This window comes from Ventrimonas sp. (assembly GCF_048380235.1).
Lineage (GTDB): Bacteria > Bacillota > Clostridia > Lachnospirales > Lachnospiraceae > Brotaphodocola.
The window spans coordinates 165,141-188,119 of sequence record NZ_DBFCCJ010000034.1 but is presented as its reverse complement, the minus strand read 5'-3'; the positions used below and the strand labels follow the sequence as shown (position 1 = coordinate 188,119).

Annotated in this window: 23 protein-coding genes and 1 tRNA gene; 18 read left to right on the top strand and 6 right to left on the bottom strand. The window is 49.3% G+C overall.

Annotated elements, in window-relative coordinates; genetic code table 11:
• Window positions 1–79: 79 nt before the first annotated feature.
• Both ACMP1L_RS05975 and ACMP1L_RS05970 read right to left on the bottom strand, forming a co-directional pair.
• Complete coding sequence (locus tag ACMP1L_RS05975; protein WP_418452329.1) at window positions 80–1,459, bottom strand: MATE family efflux transporter; 1,380 nt, start codon at window positions 1,457–1,459, stop codon at window positions 80–82.
• Between the two features lie 211 nt (window positions 1,460–1,670).
• The gene (locus ACMP1L_RS05970; protein ID WP_418452327.1) at window positions 1,671–2,528 is read right to left on the bottom strand and encodes a LysR family transcriptional regulator; all 858 of its coding nucleotides are present in this window, start codon (window positions 2,526–2,528) and stop codon (window positions 1,671–1,673) included.
• Window positions 2,529–2,668: 140 nt separating this feature from the next.
• Here ACMP1L_RS05970 and ACMP1L_RS05965 point away from each other — a divergent pair, with 140 nt between their 5' ends.
• The 3 genes from ACMP1L_RS05965 to ACMP1L_RS05955 are packed head-to-tail and all read left to right on the top strand — an operon-like array spanning window position 2,669 to window position 6,183.
• A complete protein-coding gene (locus ACMP1L_RS05965) occupies window positions 2,669–3,943 on the top strand; it encodes a nickel-dependent lactate racemase family protein (protein ID WP_418452326.1) in 1,275 nt (424 codons plus the stop codon).
• A gap of 29 nt (window positions 3,944–3,972) precedes the next feature.
• Window positions 3,973–5,283, top strand: coding sequence for an SLC13 family permease (locus tag ACMP1L_RS05960; RefSeq protein ID WP_418452325.1), 1,311 nt, complete (start codon window positions 3,973–3,975; stop codon window positions 5,281–5,283).
• Window positions 5,284–5,298: 15 nt separating this feature from the next.
• Window positions 5,299–6,183, top strand: a complete 885-nt coding sequence (locus ACMP1L_RS05955) for an amidohydrolase family protein (protein ID WP_418452324.1) — start codon at window positions 5,299–5,301, stop codon at window positions 6,181–6,183.
• Here the strand turns inward: ACMP1L_RS05955 and ACMP1L_RS05950 are convergent.
• The 3 genes from ACMP1L_RS05950 to ACMP1L_RS05940 are packed head-to-tail and all read right to left on the bottom strand — an operon-like array spanning window position 6,161 to window position 8,881.
• Window positions 6,161–7,030 carry a LysR family transcriptional regulator gene (locus ACMP1L_RS05950; RefSeq protein WP_418452322.1) on the bottom strand — a complete coding sequence of 290 codons (870 nt, stop codon included), beginning with the start codon at window positions 7,028–7,030 and terminating at the stop codon, window positions 6,161–6,163. The two genes, ACMP1L_RS05955 and ACMP1L_RS05950, sit on opposite strands and share 23 nt — an antisense overlap.
• A gap of 27 nt (window positions 7,031–7,057) precedes the next feature.
• Window positions 7,058–8,215: an alanyl-tRNA editing protein gene (locus ACMP1L_RS05945; protein WP_418452321.1), complete on the bottom strand. Its 1,158-nt coding sequence runs from the start codon at window positions 8,213–8,215 to the stop codon at window positions 7,058–7,060.
• Window positions 8,216–8,218: 3 nt separating this feature from the next.
• Entirely contained in the window at window positions 8,219–8,881 is a 663-nt protein-coding gene (locus tag ACMP1L_RS05940; RefSeq protein WP_418452320.1) for a Crp/Fnr family transcriptional regulator, read from the bottom strand.
• Between the two features lie 132 nt (window positions 8,882–9,013).
• On the opposite strand from ACMP1L_RS05940, the gene ACMP1L_RS05935 reads away from it, so the two are divergent.
• The 7 genes from ACMP1L_RS05935 (at window position 9,014) to ACMP1L_RS05905 (ending at window position 13,837) form a co-directional block, all read left to right on the top strand.
• A complete protein-coding gene (locus ACMP1L_RS05935; protein ID WP_418452318.1) occupies window positions 9,014–9,781 on the top strand; it encodes an ATP-binding protein in 768 nt (255 codons plus the stop codon).
• A 197-nt stretch (window positions 9,782–9,978) separates the two neighbouring features.
• The gene (gene trmB / locus ACMP1L_RS05930) at window positions 9,979–10,614 is read left to right on the top strand and encodes a tRNA (guanosine(46)-N7)-methyltransferase TrmB (RefSeq protein WP_418452316.1); all 636 of its coding nucleotides are present in this window, start codon (window positions 9,979–9,981) and stop codon (window positions 10,612–10,614) included.
• A 61-nt stretch (window positions 10,615–10,675) separates the two neighbouring features.
• Window positions 10,676–10,819 carry a hypothetical protein gene (locus ACMP1L_RS05925; protein WP_418452314.1) on the top strand — a complete coding sequence of 48 codons (144 nt, stop codon included), beginning with the start codon at window positions 10,676–10,678 and terminating at the stop codon, window positions 10,817–10,819.
• A 14-nt stretch (window positions 10,820–10,833) separates the two neighbouring features.
• On the top strand, window positions 10,834–11,139 hold the full coding sequence (trxA, locus tag ACMP1L_RS05920) for a thioredoxin (protein ID WP_118731762.1): 306 nt from the start codon (window positions 10,834–10,836) through the stop codon (window positions 11,137–11,139).
• Between the two features lie 177 nt (window positions 11,140–11,316).
• Window positions 11,317–11,389 (top strand) — tRNA-Lys (locus ACMP1L_RS05915).
• A gap of 100 nt (window positions 11,390–11,489) precedes the next feature.
• Window positions 11,490–12,191 carry a TIGR01906 family membrane protein gene (locus ACMP1L_RS05910; RefSeq protein ID WP_118731901.1) on the top strand — a complete coding sequence of 234 codons (702 nt, stop codon included), beginning with the start codon at window positions 11,490–11,492 and terminating at the stop codon, window positions 12,189–12,191.
• On the top strand, window positions 12,188–13,837 hold the full coding sequence (locus tag ACMP1L_RS05905; RefSeq protein WP_418452313.1) for a D-alanyl-D-alanine carboxypeptidase family protein: 1,650 nt from the start codon (window positions 12,188–12,190) through the stop codon (window positions 13,835–13,837). Before ACMP1L_RS05910 ends, ACMP1L_RS05905 begins: the two co-directional genes overlap by 4 nt.
• Before the next feature lie 3 nt (window positions 13,838–13,840).
• Here ACMP1L_RS05905 and ACMP1L_RS05900 read toward each other — a convergent pair whose 3' ends face one another.
• On the bottom strand, window positions 13,841–14,869 hold the full coding sequence (locus ACMP1L_RS05900; RefSeq protein WP_118731902.1) for a 3'-5' exonuclease: 1,029 nt from the start codon (window positions 14,867–14,869) through the stop codon (window positions 13,841–13,843).
• Window positions 14,870–15,027: 158 nt separating this feature from the next.
• Between ACMP1L_RS05900 and ACMP1L_RS05895 the strand changes: the two genes are divergently transcribed.
• From ACMP1L_RS05895 to ACMP1L_RS05860, 8 genes are all read left to right on the top strand, one after another.
• Window positions 15,028–15,957 (top strand): SH3 domain-containing protein, encoded by a 930-nt coding sequence (locus tag ACMP1L_RS05895; protein ID WP_418452312.1) that lies wholly within the window; start codon window positions 15,028–15,030, stop codon window positions 15,955–15,957.
• Window positions 15,958–16,362: 405 nt separating this feature from the next.
• Entirely contained in the window at window positions 16,363–16,674 is a 312-nt protein-coding gene (locus ACMP1L_RS05890; RefSeq protein WP_118731765.1) for an ATPase, read from the top strand.
• 4 nt (window positions 16,675–16,678) lie between these two features.
• Window positions 16,679–17,722, top strand: a complete 1,044-nt coding sequence (locus ACMP1L_RS05885; RefSeq protein WP_418452311.1) for a V0D/AC39 family V-type ATPase subunit — start codon at window positions 16,679–16,681, stop codon at window positions 17,720–17,722.
• Window positions 17,723–17,812: 90 nt separating this feature from the next.
• On the top strand, window positions 17,813–19,810 hold the full coding sequence (locus ACMP1L_RS05880) for a V-type ATP synthase subunit I (protein ID WP_118731767.1): 1,998 nt from the start codon (window positions 17,813–17,815) through the stop codon (window positions 19,808–19,810).
• Between the two features lie 45 nt (window positions 19,811–19,855).
• Window positions 19,856–20,287: an ATP synthase subunit C gene (locus ACMP1L_RS05875; protein WP_118731768.1), complete on the top strand. Its 432-nt coding sequence runs from the start codon at window positions 19,856–19,858 to the stop codon at window positions 20,285–20,287.
• A 3-nt stretch (window positions 20,288–20,290) separates the two neighbouring features.
• Window positions 20,291–20,599, top strand: a complete 309-nt coding sequence (locus ACMP1L_RS05870) for a V-type ATP synthase subunit F (RefSeq protein WP_118731769.1) — start codon at window positions 20,291–20,293, stop codon at window positions 20,597–20,599.
• A 15-nt stretch (window positions 20,600–20,614) separates the two neighbouring features.
• Window positions 20,615–21,220 carry a V-type ATP synthase subunit E gene (locus ACMP1L_RS05865; protein WP_118731770.1) on the top strand — a complete coding sequence of 202 codons (606 nt, stop codon included), beginning with the start codon at window positions 20,615–20,617 and terminating at the stop codon, window positions 21,218–21,220.
• Window positions 21,213–22,979 (top strand): V-type ATP synthase subunit A, encoded by a 1,767-nt coding sequence (locus ACMP1L_RS05860; RefSeq protein ID WP_118731771.1) that lies wholly within the window; start codon window positions 21,213–21,215, stop codon window positions 22,977–22,979. Before ACMP1L_RS05865 ends, ACMP1L_RS05860 begins: the two co-directional genes overlap by 8 nt.

The following is a 22,979-nucleotide window of genomic DNA, read 5'->3' as shown; positions in this document are numbered from 1 at the left end:
AATTTGAATATAAAAAATCCCCTTCATTCCTAGAGACTGTCCCATTGGAATGAGGGGGTTTTTGGTGTCAGAAAGTCATTCAGACCTGAACTGCCAGATTTTTCAGCCATTTTTTCTGGCGATAACGCAGGTAACCGAGAATGGCCTTATAAATTTCTTCGGTCAGAACCAGGGCATATACGCCGTAGATCGGCAGATTCCACAGGAATGCACCTAAAAATGCAAGCGGAACGCCGAGAAACCATACGCCGCTGGTATCTAAAAACAGACACATCTTTGTATCACCGCCGCTTCTGAGCACACCCACAACGTTGACATAGTTAAACATTTTCGCAGGCATGTAGAGGGCGAAGACCAGCAGGCACCGGTTTACATCCTGAGCAACCTGTGGCGTGATATTGTAGATTCCGATGATCTTCCAGCGGCCTAAGACCAGCAGGATATCAGCGGTCACAGTGACCAGAAACTGCAGGATAAAAAACTGAGTGGCATATTTTTCTGCCTGTTTTATGTGTCCGGCGCCCAGTTCATGTCCAAGAATTACGGCTGTCGCAGCGCTCAGGCCCTGAAAGAGGACAACTGCAATGTCCTGTATGGTCGTGGCAATGGTAATGGCGGCAACTGCGTCATCACCCATACGTCCGTAGGCCAGAGAGTACATGGTTGTTCCCAGTCCCCACATAAATTCGTTGGCAATGACCGGGGCAGAGGTCTCCACAAAACGGAAGACAAAGGATTTGGACCAGCCAAACATGCCCCTTGGACCGCAGGCTAAAGCAAGCTTCTTTCCATATACATAACCAAGAACCAGAATCAGTTCAATGCATCTTGCAATCAGAGTTGCGCAGGCCGCACCGGCAACACCCATAGCCGGGGCTCCGAGTTTTCCAAAGATCAGCACATAGTTTAAGCAGATATTAAGACCGATGGCAATGCAGCTGCAGATCAGCGGAAACATGACGATATTGGTGGCACGAAGCATTGCCACATATACATTGGTAAGAGCAAGGAATGGATAGGCAATGGCTGCGATCCGCAGATATTGTGCTCCCAGTGCGATGCTGCTTTCGCTGGTCGTAAAAATCCTCATGACCATTTTCGGATTAATCAGGCTCGGAATTACAAAAAACAGAGCACCGGTCAGTGCCAGCAGTATAGAAAGCCCGAGGACTTTTCGGATATGTTTGACATCACCGTTCCCCCAGAATTGGGCAGCTAAAATGCCGCCGCCACTGACAATTCCGAATACCAGCAGAGAAAATACGAAAAATACCTTGTTTGCGAGACCGACAGCAGCGATCGCTGTAGATCCCAAGCCTCCGATCATAAGGGTGTCCACCATATTTACAATGGTGTTTAACATTCCCTGCAATGCTACAGGGCATGCAATCATAAGTGCTTTTTTCAGGAAAGGCCCATCCTGCAGCATTTCCCTTGTTTTGTTGAATAATCCTCCCATGTTCTTCTCCGTTTGTTCTTATTTAAATTCCGGCTGAGTTCCATCTTCTGTTTTTGCTTTTGGGGTATAAAAAAAGCAGCTAGACATTTAGCCTAACTGCCGGTAGGTACTCACCCACTGGGATTATACTGAAAAGAGGAGAGTTTGTCAACAAACACTATAGTAGCTTTTTATTATGTGAAAATTTCAAAAATTATGGCAGTAACTGTATTTAGCATATTTGCGCTTCCATCTCATTGATAAAAGCCTGTACCTGTGGAAGTTCGGCAGATTTCCGGGTGTAAAACAGATATGTTGTGCGGAGAAATGGTGTTCCGTCGGCAAAGGAAAGTGGTTTGGCAATTCCGTTAAAGTTCTTCAGGCAGCATTGCGGAATAATGGCCCAACCGAGATTGTGTCGGACCATTTCCAGGCACGCTTCCGTGTTGTTGATCGTGATACAGTTTTGATTTGGAAAAATTTTGTTTTCTTCAAGCCATCGGTTGGCATTACGCTCAAAGAAAGCATCGGTCTGTCTCTGAATGAAGGGGATTTCTTCTAGGGGGGTGTTTTCGTAGCAGGAACTCATAACAGCAAAAACCTGTTCTAGCAGGATTGTTTTTTTGCATTCATTCCAGGGATATTCGCCGGGTAAAATGGCTAGATCATAGTCACCGCTTAAAAAGCTATTGTAAAGAACCCAGCTGTGCCGGACGTTGATTTGTGCCGTGACTTTCGGATAGGACTGCCGGAAGTTCTGGAGTATGGCTGGAAGATAATGTCTGGCGTAATTCATGGAAATACCAGCGTGCAGAGTGCCGCAGATATAGCCTTTGGCGCTGTTCAGAGCCTGGCGAAGCTGAATCAGGATCTGGTCAGCATCAAGTGCCGCTTTTAAGGTGATATCACCTTCCGGTGTAAAACGGATGCCGTGACGGGATCGGAGAAGGAGCGTGGCATTGAGTTCATCTTCCAGCATCTGGATCTGCCTGGTGACTGCTGGCTGGGTTAAGTGGAGAATTTTAGCTGTTTGTGTAATATTTCTGGTTTGATCCAGTGTTTTGAGAAGTAAAAAATCCTGTTCGGTCATGATAAAAGGTCCTTTCCTGGCAAATAAAATCATAAGAAAAATGCATGGAATATAATAGAATTATATGATTTTACATTATGGAAATCAAGTGATATCCTCAAGATAACTCATAAAGAACAGTTGGGAAAAGGGGGAGTATTATGACACATATTTCGATACCTTACGGAACTGGTTACCAGGAAGCAGACCTCGATGAAACAAAAGTAGCGGTAGAGGTTCTGGATCCTTCTGTAAAAAAGATGGAAAAAACTCCGGAGGAACTGATTGAAGCCGCACTGGATTATCCAATCGGAACAAAGCGCCTGGAAGAAATGGTAGTTCCAGAGGATAAGATCACGATTATGGTGGATGACCAGACACGCCCGGGACCACATATGAGCATGTGCCGTGCGCTGATCAGACGTTTGAATGAGGCTGGAGTACCGGACCAAAATATAACTTTTGTAATTGCAACAGGAAGTCATGCAGCGCCAACGCAGGAACAGCTTCACAAGATTTTGGGAGGCCTGGAAGAACGGATACGGGTTCACGTTCATGATTGTCAGGATGGTACCCATGTTTACATGGGAAATACACCGACCATGGATGTACCGATTTACCTGGATCGATTTGTTGCGGAATCGGATTTTATTGTAACAACAGGTCTGATCGCTCCGCATCATGTGGCAGGTTTTTCAGGCGGACGCAAGAGCATTGTTCCGGGAGTTGTTAGTCTGGATACGTTAAGAAAGCATCATTCACTTCCAATAAGACCGTATGAACCGGCAATCAACTATTTTGAAGATAATCCGTTTCACAAAATTGCGCTGGAAGCAGCGAAAATGGTGAAAGTACGTTTTATCCTGAATGTTGTTCAGGACATTCACAAGCAGATAACGAAGGCAGTAGCTGGAGATCTGGAACAGGCACATTTAAAAGGTGTTGCATTTTGCAGACAGGCCAATACCGTGGATGTACATGGCCTGGCAGATGTGGTAATCAGCAGCCCAGGCGGCGCACCGAGGGATATTGATCTCTGGCAGAGTCAGAAAGCCTTATCTGTAGCAGAACTTTTATGTACAGGCAAAGACTGCACATTTATTCTTTGCGCAAGAGCAGAAAAGGGGATTCCACAGTTGTTTGTAGACTGGATGACGCATGCGTCTTGTCCGCAGGAGGTTGTGGAACGGTTCCGAAAAGAGGGGTTTGGAATTGGAAGCAATAAGGCATTTATGTATGCCCGCGCGCTAATCAAGGGACGTATCATTTTGGTAAGTGAGGGTCTGACAGAAGAGCAGGCGCACAGCGTTATGATGGATTGGGCGCCGGACCTGCAGACTGCAGTGAATATGGTTATGGAGAGCGGAACGCCGAAAAAGATTATGGTAGTACCGCGGGCCGTGAATATCATTCCAAATATTTTGCCTGAAAATTAATCAGAATCATATTGTAGGGAGGGTTACAGATGATAAATCTTATTATCATACTTGCTATCGTTGCATCTATCATTATTGGTTACCGGACAAAAATTAACACAGGTATTCCGGCAATTCTGTTCGCCTATGTGATTGGCTGCTTCATTCTTGGTCTGAAGCCTAAAGAAGTGATCGTAATGTGGCCGGTCAACACAATGTTTTCCATTATGGCTATTACGTTATTTTATGGTATGGGCGTTGTGAACGGGACACTGGAAAAGACAGCGCGATATTTGCTTTATTATATGAGAAATTACAAAAAACTTTTGCCATTCATTCTGTTTCTGATTGCTGTTCTGATAGGTGCTCTTGGTGCTGGAAACTTCGCTGTGGTTGCGTTTATGGCACCGCTTTCTGTCATGATATGCCATGAAGCAGGAATTAACATTCTGGCAGCAGCTGTTGCGATTAACGGAGGGTCGCTGGTTGGTGGAAATTTCATGACTAGTAATCTGGGACTTATTTTCAGACAGCTGACAGAAGAGGCAACAACTGGAACCGCATTTGAAGGATATGCATCATTTTCCGGTCAGATGGTTCATTTTGCAGTGTCATTTTTATTCTTTGGAATTTTAGTGTTTGCGTTTACTGGACTGTTTGGCAGGAAGCAGGCGGAAGGGGCCGTTGTTTCCATGGAACGCCCGGAAGAATTTAGTAAGAAACAAAAGATGACCTTATGGCTGATGATCATAATGCTTGCAATTGTACTGGTCGTTCCGATTCTTCATATGATGCTAGCTGACAATGCCCTGATTATATCTTTGAATAAAAAGGTTGATGTAAGTTTAATGGCGTGCGTATTCGCATTTATCGCATTATGTCTGGATCTGGCTCCGCAGAAAGATGTGATAGCAAAGGTACCGTGGGCAACAATTCTTATGGTATGCGGTGTTGGCATGCTGGTACAGGTGGCAATCTCCGCGGGAACAATCGAGCTGCTTGCTTCTTGGATTGGTGCAAATATTCCGGTAGCAGTTGTGCCTGTTGTTTTTGCGCTGGTTGCGGGAATTATGAGTTTCTTCTCATCCACGATCGGTGTGGTTTGTCCGACATTATTCCCACTGATTCCTACAATTGCGGTGGCAACGGGTATAAGTCCGATGGTATTGTTTACCTGTACGCTAGTGGGTTCCCAGAGTACGGCCTGCTCGCCGCTGTCCGCGTCGGGAAGTATGATCGTTGGTTCATGCCCGACAGTAAAAGAGCAAAATGTACTGTTCCAAGGCCTGATCACCAAAGCAGTGCCGGTCAGCCTTATTTTCGCACTTGTTGTTGCTGCAATTCTCAGTATTGTGCTTTAAGGGAGGAAAATGATAATGAAAGAAAGAATAGAAGTACCTTATTGCTCAGGGCGGGAGGTTCCGGTTTTTGATCTGCCGAAAAATGCCTGTGACACACATTTTCACATTTTTAATCCGGTACATTTTCCATATAAGCAGGAAGATGTCCGCAACCAGCCTCCAGCAACGGTAGATTGTTACCAGATGCTTATGCGCCATATGGGGATTGAACGCTGTGTTATCGTAAATCCATCCTGTTACGGCGTGGATAACAGTTGTACCATTTCGGCCCTCAGGCAGTTTGGCGACTGTGCCAGAGCCATTGTCGTGATTGATAAGGATACACCGATGAAACTGCTAAAAAAGTGGGATGAGTATGGTGTAAAAGGGATCCGTTTTAATCTGGTCAGCGGTTCGATGGAACAGATGGAGCAGGCAATGTCTTTGAGCGAAAAAGTGGCAAAACTTGGATGGCATACCCAGTTTTTTATGTCACCGGATATTACAGTAAAAATGGAGAAAGAACTGCAGTCATATCCAACGGCGGTTGTGCTTGATCATATGGGACATTTACCGGCAGATGTAGGGATTCGTCATGAAGCGTATGAAATTATGCTATCTCTAATCCGCGCAAAGAAAGCTTATGTGAAATTGTCTGGATTTTATATTAATTCCAGACAGAAGGATCTGGGCGATATGCTGGAAATTGGCCAGTCCTTTATGAAAGATGCGCCAGAGGGATTGCTTTGGGGAACCGACTGGCCGCATCATCATTGTTGGTATCGTCATGAGCCAATGCCGGATGACGCTTATATGCTGGATGGAATCATGCAGGGGTGTGATTCTGAAGGCATAAAAGAGCAGATCTTTGTTAAAAACCCGGAATTGTTATATGGTTTTAAGCCTGCAGGTAATTTGTAATGCAGGAAAGCAGTTTGCAGATTTTAAGATTGGAGTTTTCCTTTGCATATGCCAGATAAAATTCCTTTTCGGACGGCAGCATCAGCATCCGGTAATCCGGGTTCTTACATCCGCGGCACCAGGCATGGGTGAGATATACCCCTTCATCCTGTGCAGCCAGGTCCAGAATTGTGGATAAATTGGCTGCAAAACGGATTTTTGGTGCAAAACCGAAGATATGGAAATATCGATAAAGGTTCCGGTTGCTATGCAGTGCGGCATCGGCTTCGGAAAAGAGAAAGGTGTCGTTTCGGAAGTCGGAAATGCCGGCAGCTTCAGGGCGGGACGCTGCGTAGAGCAGGACCTGGGAAACCGCGGAGAATGGATGTACGGACAGAGCGCAGGACTTCGTATCCGGGTAATTACCGGTCAGAATCAGGTCGGCTTTTCCATCGGTCAGCAGATTGGCCAGTTCCGCTTCCGGGTAACAGGAAAATTCCAGCCGGACCGGTGTTTCCAGGGCGGCAGCTGCAGACTGGATCTTATCACGAAAATACGCTGGATCCACATCCTCCGGATACGCAATCCGGATGGTAGATTTTCCGTCTTTTTTCTGATCTTCCAGCTTGTTTTTCAGGAGATCGAGCTGAAAACAGCACTGCTGAAAGTAGGCATAATAAGCCTGTCCTGCCTCAGTCAGAGAGAGCGTACGGCCGGAGCGCGCGAAGAGGCTGCAGCCAAGCTCTGCCTCCAGCTGGCGGATCTGCTTGCTGATGGCGGGCTGGCTGACAGAAAGAGTCTGAGCGGCTTCGGTAAAGCTGCCGTATTTAACAATGGTGAGAAAATACTGTATTTCCAGACTGTTCATAAAGTCCTCCGGGTTAATTTTACTGACTCAGACAGATTCCATATAGCTTCGGATCATTTCTTCGGAAGCAGTCACGGTTCCCTGGATCATCTCCGGCTTGCCGCCGCCTTTTCCGCCCAGAGCCTCGTGGAAGGTCTTTGAAAATACCTTTAAATCTATGGATTCACTGCCGAGAATGTAACGGTATCCATCGGTATCATTTCCCAGGAAGATTCCACAGATGCCATGGCATTTGCCTTTTCCCTCATCTGCGAAGCGGCGGGCCACGTTCTTATCCACATCTTCTTCAAAAATAAAATAGTTTTCCACATCATCCGGCAGGTTATCCAGAATCTGCTCCATGGCCCGGGTCTGGGAGCGGACCAGTTTGTCTTTCCACATATGGGCTTCCTCCTGAAGACGGTGTACGGCCTGGGCGCTTTCCTCCGGCCTGGCGGAGAGCAGGCGGGAGATTTCACGTACATTGTCTTCTTTCATGCGGTAGTCCTTCAGGGCGCGGAAGCCGCATACCATGGTCAAACGGGTACCGCCTTTGTATTTCACGGCATCGATCAGGCGGATGATGCCCACCTCGCCGGTCAGCTTTACGTGCGGTGCACAGCAGGCGCAGACATCGTATCCGGGAATTTCCACAATACGCACCTGGCCGGTCAGTTCTTTTTTGCTGCGGTAGTCCAGCTGATCCAGTTCTTCCTTGGACGGGTAGGAGACCACGATCGGAAGATTTCTGACAACTGCTTCATTGGCTTCATATTCTACCTGCTGAAGCTGCTCAGGTGTGAAGGTGCCGTTAAAATCCATGGTCACCAGTTCCTGCCCCAGATGAAAGCCTACATTGTCATATCCGAAGGTGCGGTGTACGATACCGGAAACGATGTGCTCTCCCGTGTGCTGCTGCATTTTGGAGAAACGCTCCTTATAGTTGATGGTACCGTCCACCTCTGTGCCCGGCGGAAGTTCTGCGTCGGTGTAATGGATGATGATATCGTCCCTCTCCTGCACATCCAGCACGTTTACGCCGCCCAGGCTTCCGGTATCAGCGTACTGGCCGCCGCCCTCCGGGAAGAATACGGTCTGGTTCAGAACTACTTCATAGCACTGTTTTTTCTCATTCCATGTACAGGACAGGACCGTTGCGTGACAGCTGTCCTGATGGCTGTCTTCATAATATAATTTCTTTGTCATTTTCTACTCCTTCGTTTTCAATACAAACTGGTTTTTCCAGAAATCCAGCAGCCCCTCTTTTTTCATTTTTCCAAGCTCCGCTGACAGTGCGCTTCGGTCTACTTCCAGATAGTCTGCCAGCTGCTGCCGGTTAAAGGGGATAGAAAAGCTCCGGCTCCCCTGTCTGGCCGCCTGGGCTGAAAAGAAGGAGATCAGCCGTCCGCGGATGGATTTTGGCGATGTGTGCATGATACGCTCGGAAAGACCGAGATTTTTGCGGGCCGATGCCAGCAGCAGGTTCCGGATCAGCATGCTGTGGTGGGTACAGGTGCTCCGGCAGGTAGTCAGCACCCGCCCGATATCCAGAAACAGAATGTCAGTATCCTCGTCTGCCACCACATTTACCATAAGCGGTTCTTCGGGGACACAGGCGTAGGTTTCCGCGAAAATCTGTCCCGGACCGGCATGGCCGAAAATGCTGCGGTTTCCCAGCAGGTCATCCCGCTCAATGGTCACGCCGCCTGACAGCACAAGCCCCAGATCCTTTACCAGATCTCCCATATATAAAACAATCTCGCCCTTGCGGTAATGCCTTTCCCTTGCGTAAAAGCACTTCATCATTTCTTTTACCTGTTCCGGTTCACTGCCCTGAAACAGCGTTGTCCGGGAGAGAAACTGATAATCCATAGCTCTGCCTTTCTTAAAACGTTGTCAAAACAACATATTTATCAAAGTCATTATAGTATAATCTGCCTGTACAATCAAGAAACAACAAAAAGAACATTCACATATTTCGTTTTTATCAGGAGGAAGAGTTTTATGGTTCGAAGAGTGATTCATATTGATCAGGAGAAATGCAACGGCTGCGGCATCTGTGCCAATGCCTGCCACGAGGGAGCTATCGGTATTGTGGATGGAAAAGCGCAGCTTCTGCGGGATGATTACTGCGACGGACTGGGCGATTGTCTGCCGACCTGCCCGACCGGAGCCATCACCTTTGTGGAGCGTGAGGCTGCGGCTTATGATGAAGAGGCTGTAAGGGCGCATATGGGGCGCAGAAAGCAGGAGCAGGCCGCAGGTCACGGCAACGCTCATCAGGCAGAGGCCGCTCCGGCCTTCACCGGCTGTCCGGGAAGCCGTGCCCGCCAGATCGTTCATGAAGGAGAGACTGACGCAGTACAGAACGAGACGCCGGCAGCTCCGTTCCACCTACAGTCTCAGCTCACGAACTGGCCGGTACAGATCAAGCTGGCTCCGGTCCGCGCGCCGTACTTTAACAATGCACGCCTGCTCATTGCCGCAGACTGTACCGCTTACGCTTACGCAAACTTCCATCAGGAATTTCTGAAGGGCAAGGTGGCCCTGATCGGTTGCCCGAAGCTGGACGATGTGGATTACAGCGAAAAGCTTACCGAGATTATTAAGAGCAACGAGATCCAGAGTGTGACCATCGTCCGCATGGAGGTTCCGTGCTGCGGCGGACTGCAGAACGCTGCCATTCGTGCGCTCCAGAACAGTGGAAAATTCATTCCGTGGCAGGTTGTGACCATCTCGGTTGACGGAAAGCTCCTGGATCAGGCGTTCTAACGAAACTTTTTGCTCAGTCCGGCTGGCGGCTTCTTCTTGCAAACTGTCTGGCACGATGATAGAATGGATGCAGGTGCCGCGGGGATGCGGTACCTGCAAATGACTGCCTGTACAATCCGGGAGCAGTGCAGCTGTTCAGTCCCGTTACAGCTACGGAGCAGTCGTATATCAGTAACAGACAAACGGAGGAAAAAACTATGAGATTACGCCATATCCGGGGCGCAGAGGAAGCCATTGAGACCAGTCCTTTCGTCATTCAGGAGCCGAGAGAGCACCGCGGTCATTTCTGCGAGCTGTTTGGCAATACAAACCCGATCCAGATTGAGGTCGGAATGGGAAAGGGAAAGTTCATTATGGAGCTGGCCCTGAAACATCCGGAGACGAATTTCATCGGCATTGAGCGTTACTCCAGCGTGCTGCTGCGGGCACTTCAGAAGCGGGAAGAGCTTGAAATCCCAAATATATATTTCATGTGTGTGGATGCGAAGGAGCTGGGAGAGATCTTTGCACCAGGTGAGGTAGAGAAGATCTACTTAAATTTCTCAGATCCGTGGCCGAAGGACCGTCATGCAAAGCGCCGTCTGACCTCGCCGGATTTTATGAAGGTGTATGATCAGGTACTGGCAAAAGACGGCCGTGTGGAATTTAAGACGGATAATCAGGATCTGTTTACCTACTCTCTGGAGGCTATTCCGGAGGCGGGGTGGACAATCGAAGCCAGCACCCGTGACCTGCATCACAGTGATATGGCTGAGGGCAATGTCATGACTGAGTATGAAACCAAGTTTTCTGCTATGGGCAATCCGATCTGCAAGCTGGTTGCGAGCCGTTAGGTCCGCTTCCGTTGAGTAGAACAGGTGTATCTGCATATACTAGCCGTAAGGAATCAAAACGGTGATGTATATGATGCTGAAAGAAAAAATTGTCCGGTGCCTGCGCTGTGCTACCTGTGACAAGGAGGCCTTAAACCGACGGCTGTTGAAGTGGCACAAGTGTTTTAAGGAAGTGGAAAAGGAGCTGAACCGCTGCAAGAAGTAAAGGAGATCATAACTATGGAAAAGAAATTTACATCTGAGAATTTTGAAGCTGAAGTATTAAAATCCGAAAAGCCGGTACTGGTAGATTTCTACGCAGACTGGTGCGGTCCGTGCAAGATGATGGCTCCGGCTGTTGAGGCGCTGGCAAATGAGCAGGACGAAGTGACCGTTGGAAAGCTGAATGTAGACTTTGCACCGGAGCTTGCCCGCGCATACAAGGTTATGTCTATTCCGACCCTGATTCTGTTTAAGAACGGAGAAGCAGTGGAAAAACGGATCGGTGTTCAGAGTAAGGCAGAGCTGGAAGCACTGATCAGGTAGCAGCTGAAATTCACGCAAAACCGCATAAAATAAGGCTTTGCGGCCCATCAAAAGTCAATCAAAAAAATTTTTCAAAAAAAATCAAAAAAAGTGTTGACTTTTGATGGGACATAGGATAGAATAATGAACGTGCCGCTGATGCAGCAACACAAAAGCGGAACGGAAATAATTAAATAAGCGCCTTTAGCTCAGTTGGTAGAGCAGTAGACTCTTAATCTATTTGTCCAGGGTTCGAGTCCCTGAAGGCGCACTATAAAAGCACTGATTTTGCAGACGGAGAGCTGTGGGGTCGGTGTTTTTTGCTATATAAATCTTTGCGCCATGTAAATTCCAGAAAGGATCTTTTGCTTATGAAGCTTCTGCACAACGTTCTGGGCATCCTGTGCGGCTTCGCACTGATGATCATTCTGCTCATCACTTCCATCGAAGCTGTAACCTATTGGACACCCGGTTACTATGAAAAAGAATATGCGAAATACGGTGTTTTAAATGATGTTCATATGGAAATGGATGACCTGCTTGATGTGACCGACGAGATGATGGCATATCTGCGGGGCAGCCGGGAAGACCTTCATGTACCGACAATTGTGGATGGACAGCCGAGAGAATTCTTCAATGACCGGGAAATAGCCCATATGGAAGATGTGCGTGGACTGTTTTTGGGCGGACTTGCTCTGCGCCGGATCAGCCTTGGACTGATCGTGGCCTGTGTGATCTTGCTTCTGCTTCTGAAAGCAGATATCCGACGCGTGCTGCCGAAGATGATCTGCATCGGATCCGCTTTGTTTTTTGCGGTGCTGGCAGTGCTGGCGGGCATTATTTCCACGGATTTCAATCAATATTTTATCATGTTCCATCATATCTTCTTTAACAACGACTTATGGATGCTGAATCCGGACACGGATCTTCTGATCAACATTGTTCCGGAGCCGTTTTTTATGGATACGGCTGCGCGTATTGCCATGACCTACGGTGTATCGGTTCTCACAGTATTTGCAATTTGTTTCATTATCCTGTATTATTATAGAAAAAAACAGGAGAAACAGATATGAAACGAATTCTGAGCCTGCTTTTGTGTATGATACTGATCACAGGCATGCAGGTCACACCGGCATTTGCGGCACTGGAATGGCCGTCAAATGTGTCGGTGGAGGCAGAAGGCGCCGTTTTGATGGATGCCCGTTCCGGCGCTGTGATTTACGGGAAGAATCTGCATGCGGTTTACTATCCGGCAAGCATCACCAAGATCCTGACGGCGCTGATCGTCATTGAACACTGCAATCTGGATGATGTGGTGACCTTTTCCCACGATGCCATTTACAGCGTAGAGCAGGGAAGCAGCAGCGCAGGTATGGATGTAGGGGATCAAATGACGGTCCGGGATTGCCTGTATGCGATGCTATTAAAATCTGCAAATGAGGTGGCCAATGCATTGGCGGAGCACACGGCAGGATCCATTCAGAACTTTGCGGTGCTGATGAATGCCAAGGCCAGGGAGCTTGGGTGTCAGGAGAGTCATTTTAACAATCCCAGCGGCCTGAATGATCCGCAGCACTATACTTCCGCTTACGATATGGCCCTGATCGCTCAGGCAGCTTTTCAGAATGAGACCTTTGTCACCATTGATTCCAGCCTCTACTATGATCTGCCGCCAACACGGCACAACCCGGATGGCTTTCGGGTGTATCCGGGGCACCGGATGTTAAAGAAGAATACGCCCCAGTATTATGCGGGGGTGATTGGCGGAAAGACCGGTTATACCATGCTGGCAGGCAATACTTTGGTGACCTGTGCAGAGAAAAACGGCATGAAGCTGATCACTGTGATCCTAAATGGCCATCAGACACATTATACCGATACGAAAGCACTTCTGGATTTTGGTTTTGCGAATTTTCAGTCTGTAAACATTGCAGATGCGGATAGTACCTATTCGTCGGTTTCCAATGACATGACCATAGCCGGACTTCCGGCAGCAGATCTTTCGGTACTGCATATGCAAAAGGACTGCTATGTGACACTGCCGAAAACAGCGGACATCTCGGATGCCCAGTCTGCCATCAGCTACGAGCTGCCTGAGTCAGCACCGTCGGAGGCAGTGGCCCGTATTTTCTATCAGTACAATGATCGTCAGATTGGCGCAAGCTATCTGCTTCATAAAGTGGCAGACGAGGAAACAGCTGCGGCTGCTGCGAGAAGCGGCGCAGCTTTAAATGAATCTGGAGCTGATGCTTCTGTGCAGGGAGGCAGTACGGATTACGGAGCTGATGTTTCTCAGGCAGGAATCGAGGAAGAATCTTCGTTCAGTCAGGATCCTCTGGCTCTGGCTGAGACAGATCCGCTGGCTTCTTCCGGGAGTGAGGAAAAGAAGCCGGTTTCCGGAGCCCGCAGACCAGGCATTCATTTAAACATCCCGCCTGCTTTCTGGATCATTGTGGGCGCTGCTGCGGTGGCGGCTATCATTGGTTCGGGACTTCTTACGGCGAAATACCGGATTGAGAAGAGGGAAGAGGAAGAACGTTCAGAACGGTATGAGCGGCGCAGACAGCGGCTGCAGGACATTGGTATGACAACGTCTGAGTTTGACATGATGCTTCAGCAGAAGCGTTCGGATTCGGCATTGAAGCAGACAAACAAGCGTAAACGGCCAAAGAGACATAAATCATTTTTAGACGAAAAAAACTTCCGTGATCACGAGTAATGGTCACGGAAGTTTTTTTGTGCATATGGAGGTGCTGGCTGTTTTTTTCTGCGCCTGCTTCTGTCTGCGCTTCATACGGTTGCGTTCCGCGCGCTTTTTGCGGACATCCTCTTTTCGCTGGATGATGTTCTGAGCACCTTCTTCATCGGTCAGCTTCAGGGTTTTGACTACGAAGACGGATTCCTCTTCCACTTTTTTCATGCGGATTTTTCCTTTCAGGTAGCCATGTTCCGGGCAGCACGCCAGGGCAAAGTAGGTTTTCTGGTTTGGCGTGAACCAGCGGACCTTTTTGCGGAGCATACGGCCGCAGCGGTAGCACATCATCTCGGTAACGCCTTTGTCCTCCATGGCATCTTCCTTGGTGTCAAAGATCCGGGAAACATATTTGGAATATCCGGGAAATGTCATGCGGATTTCTTCTTTTTTATCGGCAGGAAGCCGGTAGTAGTCTACGGACAGAAATGGCAGGATGGTATCCGGGCCGGGCTCGTGGCCAAGCATGGTGAGAAGCTTTCCGGTGTAGTAAGCGTCATCCAGGGCGCGGTGAAACGGCCGGTTTTCCAGAAGACTTTGCTCTTCCACGGCAGAGTCCAGGGAAATTCTTGCGTTCTCACGGCAGAAAAGGCCGTAGAGCTTTTGTACATCATAATAAAAAAGCGGCTTTGGAAAGGGATTGTCCATGTGATAGTAATCCATGTTCCGCTGTAATTCCAGGAGATCCATGTTGCCCCAGGTACAAAATACAGCATCCCCGCCGCACCAGGAAAGGAAGTCGGCTGCGGCATCCGGGAAAAGCTCTCCGCTGTTTCGCAGTTCCTTCATATCCATGTGGGTGACTTCGGAGATAGCATGATGCATCTGGGTGTACACCTGAGGCCGGATCAGGCGATGAAATTCATCCACCATCTGAAAGGCTTCATTCAGCTTTACCGCGCCGATTTCAATAATTTCGAAAGGAAAATGCGGAATGGACCGCTCTTTTCCGTTTGCGCTCTGATTCCATTCTAAGTCAAATACAATGTAGTTTTTCATAATGGAGATATTATAGCATAAGGATACCATTTTGCCTAGAGTAACAGATATCACCTTACAGTTTCCTTACAATAGAAAAAACGATGCTTTTTTGAGTGCGCAATTCGTGAGAATATAGTATAATTGTAGGAGAAAACCGGGTACAAAGGAGGATCTTTATGGCAATGAATGGAAACAGCAGCTGGGATAAGATCCAGCAGGGAGTAAAGGATACAGAACGACTGATTGTTCAGAGAGAATATAATGCGTCTATGGTCAAAGCACGTCAGACGCTGGAGTTTATGGTGAAGAACCTGGCAGATCAGGTGGGTATCATGGATGAAAGCGATCTAAAGGGCATGATCGATGTGCTTTATGAAAACCGGTGGATATCCAAAACCACCTGTGAGCATTACCATAAGATCCGCATGATCGGCAACAAGGCGGCCCATGAGGGGGATTCCAACGCCTACAGCGCGAACCAGGCATATCATATGCTTTCTCAGGAGGTTTACACCTTTGCGGATGATTACCGCAATGCCAAAAAGGGAAGAAAGCCGCTTACAAGGCCTGCAGTACAGGGCAGCAGCCAGAACCGTACCGGTGCCGGACGGGAAAGCAGCGAAGCAATGCGCACAAACCGCGTGGACAGCAGCACAAAACGTGCCGGTAAAAGCTACGGACCGGGCCGCGCCGGCAGCTCCCAGGCGGCGCGAAGCCGGAAACGTTCCGGAAGCCAGAGTTCCTCCTTTTCCTTATATACCCTGTTGAAGCTGCTGGTTCCGGTGCTGTGTATTGTGCTCCTGCTTCTGGTGGTGAAGCTTGCAAAGCCGGAAAGCAGAACAAAAGAGACGGAAGGTCCTACTGCTGTGGAGACCATGGAAGCTACGGAGGCATCGCAGGAAGAGACAGAAAGCAGCGGTCCGGTTTACCGCACCACAGATGTACTGAATGTGCGGCCGGAACCGAGTACATCTTCTGAGCGTATCGGTCAGTTGAATGCAGGTGTTACCGTAGAGTATGTACGTGCCTACGACAGTGACTGGGCGGTTATTCTTTATAATGGTCAGGAGGCCTATGTGGCCAGCCAGTATCTGACTGCCGAATAAAATTACCTGATGCAGAAAATTTCGAGAACGGATGGGACAGAATATGCGTAAAGGCGCAAAATTTTGCCCCATCCGTTTTTGCGTCTGAAAGTAAGCTTTTAAAATTTCTATATGTGTGAAAAGTCATTTCGTCATTATGCCTAAAAACTATCGCTATAAAATTGTTATTGTTTCATTTTTACTATGGTATTTTTTTAACAAAGGAGTATGATGTTAGCAGAAAGCCTATATTTTGTATAATTGTAACTGTTCAGTAGGTCTGCGCATTTACTGCGCTGACCGTAAGAAAACATAGGCGGGTAGGCAAAAATCCCATTGCCGCAGGCAATTTTTCATGGATTTTTGCTCGTGACTGTGAAAGAACTGAACAGTTACGTATAATTTTATTCTTATAGGAGGGTCAGGATGGATACCGTTATCAAGAGGATATCGGAGATTGAACAATCTGCGGTAGCGGTTATGGATGATGCCGCTGCGCGCAAGAAAGCCTTTGCTGCCGAGATGGAAGAAAAGACCCGGCGGTTTGACCAGACAGCAGATGAGGAGACAGAAAAAAAGCTGCAGAGTCTCCGACGGGAGATGGAAACCAGGATGAACCTGGAATTGTCCGGGCAGAAGGCGGAAGCAGAAAAGCAGCTTGCGCAGATGGAAAAAAATTATGAGCTTCACCATGAAGCTTATGTAAAAAAGCTGTTTCAGGAACTGATAAAGGAGTGATCGTATGGGGCTTTTGGCTTACAGCGGGATTACGACAAAGGTGCGGGCGATGGAGAGCCGCCTGCTGAAGCCGGAGCAGTTTCAGGAGCTGGCGGAGCAGGAAGATGTGCGGAGCGCGGCAGATTATCTGAAAGCGCAGCCGGCATACGCAGAAGTTTTTGAGGGTCTGGATGATACGAAGCTGCACCGCGGGTACATGGAACAGATCCTGACGCAGTCGGAATACCGTGATTTTACCAGGCTTTACCGTTTTTCCGGCGTGAAACAGAGACGGTTCCTGGATCTCTATTTTAAGCATTATGAAGTGGAAGTAATAAAAAAGCTCCTGCGGCATGTGCTGGGAGGCCGGGAAGGCCAGCCGGACTTGTCCATGTTCCAGGATTTTTTTGAGAAGCATTCCGATCTGAATTTGGAGCTGCTTTGCAGGGCAAAGAATTTTTCGGAGTTTACCGAAGCACTGGAGGGGACGGTATATGGAGAACTGCTGAAGCAGATGCAGGAGAACGGCCAGCCTGGCCTGTTTGACTGTGAGCTGAAGCTGGATCTGTTCTATTTTCGGTCACTCTGGAAATTGCGGAGCAAGATTTTAAGCAAAGAAGAACGGAAAATCCTGGATGTCTGCTTTGGAAGCCGTCTGGATCTGCTGAATATCCAGTGGATCTGCCGGGCGCGAAACTTTTACCGGCTGTCTCCGGCTGAAATCTATGCACTGCTGATACCGGTTCATTACCGGCTGCGGGCGGACAAGGTGAGGCAGCTGGTGGAGGCAGAGGACGAAGCAAAGTTCTATGAGGTGTTAAAGGAAACACCATACGGCAGGCAGGAAGAGCTTCAGACGGGAAGAACGCCGGACATCCAGCTTTTGTCGAATCAGATGTTAAACCGGATTTACGGAAAGACAGGACACCGCTATCCGCATTCTCCGGCGGTGCTGGATTCGTATCTGTACCGGAAAGAACTGGAGATGCGAAAGATCATCACGGCGCTGGAGGGAATCCGGTACGGACTTCCGGCGGCGGAGATTATGGGACTGCTGGCAAAGCAGTAAGCAGGAGGTTTGTGCAGTGCGGGAGCATTGCAACCAAGGCAGAGGCTGCGCAGAGAAAGCGCGAACCTCTGCAGACAGGAGGAGTTACCCGTGATAGAGAAAATGAAGTTTTTAAGTATCACAGGTCCGAAGGATGATATTGACCGGGTGGTGGACCAGTATCTCTCAAAGTATGAGATCCAGCTGGAAAACGCTCTGTCGGAGCTGAAAACGGTGGCAAATCTGCGACCGTATCTGGAAATCAATCCATATAAGGCGGAGCTGCAGACGGCAGCGGCACTGATGGAGGAGATCAAAGGAAACAAAGCAGTGGATGGCCATGGCAGGGATACGGGGACGGTAAGACGTGAACCTGGTCAGGTGATACAGGCGCAGGATTCCGGACTCACCGGACTTTCCGTGGAGAATGCTGTGAACACCGTCCACAGCCTGGATGAGCAGCTCCAATCTCTCCGGACCCAAAAGGAAGCGCTGGAAACGCAGGTGCAAGGCATTGAGGAATCCATGGACCGGGTGATTCCTTTCACAGATCTGAACTATGACCTGAAGGATATCATGCATTTTAGGTATATCAAATTCCGGTTTGGCCGCATGACCCATGAATACTACAACAAGTTTATGGATTATGTGTATGATACCATTGATACGGTGGTTCATAAGTGTCAGGAGGATGCGGATTACGTCTGGCTGGTGTACTTTGTGCCGGAGCCGCTTAGCGACAAGATTGACGCAATCTACGCGTCCCTGCATTTTGAACGGTTTTTCCTTCCGGATGAATATGAAGGAACACCGGTGGAGGCCACCCATGAGCTGGAACACCAGCTTGCGGAGCTTTATGAAAAGATCCGGGATGTGGATGAAAAAATCGGCAGCGCGCTGGAGTCTCACGCAGAGGAATTGCGAGCGGCATACCGGAAGCTGGAGACCTACTCCGGAAACTTTGATGTGCGAAAGCTTGCGGCCTGCACAAAGGATAAGGATCACACCTTCTACATTCTCTGCGGCTGGATGAGTGAGACAGACGCAAAGGCCTTCCGTAAGGAACTGGAGGAAGACCATGATACCTTCTGCTTTGTGGAAGAGGATCATGACAATATTATCAGCAGACCACCGACCAAGCTGAGGAATCCGGGGCTGTTCAGGCCCTTTGAAATGTTTATCCGCATGTATGGGCTTCCATCCTATGAGGAGATCGATCCGACCGTCATTCTGGGCCTGACCTACTCGTTTTTGTTCGGCTTCATGTTTGGTGACGCGGGACAGGGCCTGTGTCTGATGCTTGGCGGCTACCTGCTATACCGTGCAAAGAAGATGAACCTGGCAGCCATTATTTCCTGCTGCGGCTTCTTTTCCACGATATTTGGCTTCCTCTTCGGCAGCGTATTCGGTTTTGAGAATATCATCAAGCCGCTGTGGCTGCGTCCGAAGACTGCCATGACAAATCTTCCTTTTGTAGGAAACCTGAATACGGTATTTATCGTGGCGATCGCCATGGGTATGGGAATCGTTCTGATGACTATGGTGCTCAATGTCATCAACAGTCTGAGAAGCCATGACACGGAAAAAGCATTTTTTGATACCAACGGCATTGCAGGCATCGTATTTTACGGTGCGCTGGCTGTGACCATTATCTTGTATATGAGCGGTCATGTGCTTCCGGCTACCGCAGTTTTAGTGGTTATGTTTGTAATCCCGCTTCTGGTGATCTTCTTTAAGGAGCCGCTTACGGCACTGGCTGAGAAGCATGCGAAGATCATGCCGGAGGAAAAGGGCATGTTCTTTGTGCAGGGTGTGTTTGAATTGTTTGAAGTATGCCTGAGCTATTTTTCCAACACGCTTTCCTTTGTCCGTGTGGGAGCTTTCGCAGTAAGCCACGCGGCCATGATGGAAGTGGTACTGATGCTGGCCGGTGCTGAGGCGGGAACGCCCAACTGGCTGGTAGTAGTGCTTGGCAACCTGTTTGTGTGCGGCATGGAGGGGCTGATCGTGGGTATTCAGGTACTCCGTCTGGAGTATTATGAGCTGTTCAGCCGTTTCTACCGGGGTACCGGACGGGAATTTAAGCCATATGGAAAGCAGAATGGATGATAGACAGCAAAAGACAGATTTTAAAATAAAAAGGAGAATCCGATCATGACAGTATTAGCAAAAATCACACTGGCAGCAGCCTTACTTTTAAGCATTGCAGTTCCGTTTGGCGCATTTGCGGCAGGCGAGAAGACAAAGGGACGTTATAAAACAGCCATTGGCGTAAACGTGTTCCTGTTTATGGCAACCATCGGCGTGGCAGCAGGACTCATGTTTACCGGTCATGCGTTTGCGGCAGAGGAGACCGCCAAGGCTGTGAACAGTGCGGCCGGATGGGGCTATCTGGCAGCAGCACTTTCCACCGGAATGAGCTGCCTGGGCGGCGGTATTGCCGTATCCGCAGCAGCATCCGCAGCGCTGGGAGCCATCAGTGAGGACGGCTCCATCCTTGGTAAATCCCTCATCTTCGTAGGTCTTGCCGAAGGTGTCTGTCTGTACGGACTGATCATTTCCTTTATGATCCTTGGTTCTCTGTAAACGATGAAGATGTATCTCATCAGTGACAACATCGACACCTGGACCGGCATGCGTCTGGCCGGTGTGGAAGGCGCGGTGGTGCACGGGAAAGAGGAACTGAAGGCGGAGCTTGATAAGGTTCTGGCCGACAAGACCATCGGAATCGTTCTGCTGACGGAAAAATTCGGGCGGGAGTTCCCGGAGCTGGTGAATGAGGTAAGGTTAAATCACCGGCAGCCGCTTTTTGTGGAGATTCCGGATCGTCATGGAACCGGCCGCAAGCCGGACTTTATCACGGCCTATGTAAATGAAGCAATCGGATTGAAATTGTAAAGGAAGGTGACCAACTTGACCACCGAGGAAAAATTACAGCATTTTCTGGATACCTGCATGGAGGATGCAAGAGTCCGCAGCGGGCGGATGCTGGATGAATATATGACGGCACTGGAAAAGACATTTGAGGAACATAAGGCAGATACCCGGAGACGGGAGAAGCTGCAGCTTTCGCAGGAAACAGAGAAGATCGAGCGCGAGATCAACAAGCAGCTGGCAGTGGGCCAGATCGACATCCGCCGGACTCTGGGCAGAAAACAGGAAGAGTTAAAGGATAAGCTGTTTGTGGAGCTTCGCGATATGCTGGCAAATTACCTGGAAACGCAGGATTACCAGAAGCTTTTAGAGCGTCAGGTGCAGCATGCCGTTGAATTTGCCGGAACGGACCAGGTGATCATTTACCTGGATCCAGTGGATGAGGATAAATGTAACCGTCTTGCCCTTCACAACGGGAATGCGGAGCTTCGCATCAGTGAATATTCGTTTACCGGGGGCACGCGCGCGGTGATTCCTGCGCGCCACATCCTTATTGATAATTCGTTCCAGACCAAGCTGGAGGAAGCCAGGGAGAAGTTCCACTTCGACCTGAGCCTGACAGAAGGAGGAAACGGCCATGTCTAAGACGGGGGTGATCCGTGGGATTAACGGCCCTATCGTCCATGTAAAAGGCGATCCGGGCTTTACCATGAATGAGATGGTCTATGTAGGCCATGATAATCTGGTGGGTGAGGTCATTGGCTTAAAGGCCGGGGACACCATCATCCAGGTATATGAGGAGACGGCCGGAATCCGGCCGGGCGAGCTTGTGACGGGAACCGGAGCACCGGTATCCGTTACCCTGGCCCCTGGCATTCTGACCAATATTTTTGATGGTATCGAGCGGCCGTTGAGCGAGATCGCAAAGACCGGCGGTGCCTACATCAGCCGCGGTGTGAATGTCAGTGCCCTGGATACGGAAAAGAAATGGCAGACCCACATGACCGTAAAGAAGGGTGACCGGGTTTACGGGGGCACTATCATTGCGGAGGTGCCGGAGACTCCGGCTATCCTGCATAAGGTGATGGTTCCGCCGGACAAGGAGGGGTATGTGCTGGATGTTGTGGAGGATGGCGAGTATACGATCAGCGATCCGCTGGTAACGATCCAGCATCTGGATGGAAGTGAAGAAACACTGACCATGACCCAGAAATGGCCCATCCGTGTGGCAAGACCGACGGCAAAGCGCTTCCCGGCTACCAGGCCGTTAATAACCGGTCAGCGCATTCTGGATACACTGTTCCCGCTAGCCAAGGGCGGCACGGCGGCAATCCCGGGCGGTTTCGGTACCGGGAAGACCATGACTCAGCACCAGATCGCAAAATGGTCTGACGCGAACATCATCATTTATATCGGCTGCGGCGAGCGCGGAAACGAGATGACGCAGGTTCTGGAGGAGTTTTCCGAGCTGATCGATCCGAAAACAGGTAATCCGCTGATGGACCGCACCACGCTGATCGCCAATACCTCCAATATGCCGGTGGCAGCCCGTGAGGCGAGCCTGTATTCCGGTCTGACACTGGCGGAGTATTACCGGGATATGGGCTATCATGTTGCTATCATGGCGGATTCCACCTCCCGGTGGGCGGAGGCGCTGCGTGAGCTGTCCGGACGTCTGGAGGAGATGCCGGCGGAGGAAGGCTTCCCGGCTTATCTGGCCTCCAAGCTGTCGGCCTTTTATGAGCGGGCCGGCATGATGCAAAACTTAAACGGTACCGAGGGAAGTGTTACCATCATCGGCGCGGTATCGCCCCAGGGCGGCGATTTCTCTGAACCGGTGACACAGAATACGAAGCGTTTTGTTCGCTGTTTCTGGGGACTGGATAAGAATCTGGCTTATGCGAGACATTTTCCGGCCATTTCCTGGCTGACAAGCTACTCGGAATATTTGAATGACCTGGGTTCCTGGTATACGGAAAATGTAGATAAAAAGTTCGTGGATTACCGAAACCAGATTGTTTATCTGTTGTCCCAGGAGAGCAGCCTGATGGAGATCGTCAAGCTGATCGGCGGTGATGTGCTGCCGGATGACCAGAAGCTGATCCTGGAGATTGCCAAGGTGATCCGTGTTGGATTTCTGCAGCAGAACGCGTTCCACAAGGATGATACCTGCGTTCCCATGGAGAAGCAGTTTAAGATGATGGAGATCATTCTGTATCTGTACCGCAAGTCCCGCTCTCTGATTTCCATGGGTATGCCGATGTCGGTGCTGAAGGTGGATCCGATTTTTGACCAGGTTATCGCCATCAAGTATGATGTGCCAAACGATAACCTGGCATTGCTGGACGAATATAAAACAAAGATTGATACGTTCTATGAGGGCGTCATTGAGCGGAACGCATAG

Excerpts from the sequence above, each read along its gene's own strand:
- ACMP1L_RS05890 (WP_118731765.1), top strand. The coding sequence starts at position 16,363 with ATGGATACCGTTATCAAGAGGATATCGGAGATTGAACAATCTGCGGTA.
- ACMP1L_RS05875 (WP_118731768.1), top strand. The coding sequence starts at position 19,856 with ATGACAGTATTAGCAAAAATCACACTGGCAGCAGCCTTACTTTTAAGC.
- ACMP1L_RS05870 (WP_118731769.1), top strand. The coding sequence starts at position 20,291 with ATGAAGATGTATCTCATCAGTGACAACATCGACACCTGGACCGGCATG.
- trmB (WP_418452316.1), top strand. The coding sequence starts at position 9,979 with ATGAGATTACGCCATATCCGGGGCGCAGAGGAAGCCATTGAGACCAGT.
- ACMP1L_RS05950 (WP_418452322.1), bottom strand. The coding sequence starts at position 7,030 with ATGAACAGTCTGGAAATACAGTATTTTCTCACCATTGTTAAATACGGC.
- ACMP1L_RS05885 (WP_418452311.1), top strand. The coding sequence starts at position 16,679 with ATGGGGCTTTTGGCTTACAGCGGGATTACGACAAAGGTGCGGGCGATG.
- ACMP1L_RS05975 (WP_418452329.1), bottom strand. The coding sequence starts at position 1,459 with ATGGGAGGATTATTCAACAAAACAAGGGAAATGCTGCAGGATGGGCCT.
- ACMP1L_RS05860 (WP_118731771.1), top strand. The coding sequence starts at position 21,213 with ATGTCTAAGACGGGGGTGATCCGTGGGATTAACGGCCCTATCGTCCAT.
- trxA (WP_118731762.1), top strand. The coding sequence starts at position 10,834 with ATGGAAAAGAAATTTACATCTGAGAATTTTGAAGCTGAAGTATTAAAA.
- ACMP1L_RS05965 (WP_418452326.1), top strand. The coding sequence starts at position 2,669 with ATGACACATATTTCGATACCTTACGGAACTGGTTACCAGGAAGCAGAC.
- ACMP1L_RS05895 (WP_418452312.1), top strand. The coding sequence starts at position 15,028 with ATGGCAATGAATGGAAACAGCAGCTGGGATAAGATCCAGCAGGGAGTA.
- ACMP1L_RS05960 (WP_418452325.1), top strand. The coding sequence starts at position 3,973 with ATGATAAATCTTATTATCATACTTGCTATCGTTGCATCTATCATTATT.
- ACMP1L_RS05935 (WP_418452318.1), top strand. The coding sequence starts at position 9,014 with ATGGTTCGAAGAGTGATTCATATTGATCAGGAGAAATGCAACGGCTGC.
- ACMP1L_RS05940 (WP_418452320.1), bottom strand. The coding sequence starts at position 8,881 with ATGGATTATCAGTTTCTCTCCCGGACAACGCTGTTTCAGGGCAGTGAA.
- ACMP1L_RS05970 (WP_418452327.1), bottom strand. The coding sequence starts at position 2,528 with ATGACCGAACAGGATTTTTTACTTCTCAAAACACTGGATCAAACCAGA.
- ACMP1L_RS05900 (WP_118731902.1), bottom strand. The coding sequence starts at position 14,869 with ATGAAAAACTACATTGTATTTGACTTAGAATGGAATCAGAGCGCAAAC.
- ACMP1L_RS05905 (WP_418452313.1), top strand. The coding sequence starts at position 12,188 with ATGAAACGAATTCTGAGCCTGCTTTTGTGTATGATACTGATCACAGGC.
- ACMP1L_RS05945 (WP_418452321.1), bottom strand. The coding sequence starts at position 8,215 with ATGACAAAGAAATTATATTATGAAGACAGCCATCAGGACAGCTGTCAC.
- ACMP1L_RS05910 (WP_118731901.1), top strand. The coding sequence starts at position 11,490 with ATGAAGCTTCTGCACAACGTTCTGGGCATCCTGTGCGGCTTCGCACTG.
- ACMP1L_RS05955 (WP_418452324.1), top strand. The coding sequence starts at position 5,299 with ATGAAAGAAAGAATAGAAGTACCTTATTGCTCAGGGCGGGAGGTTCCG.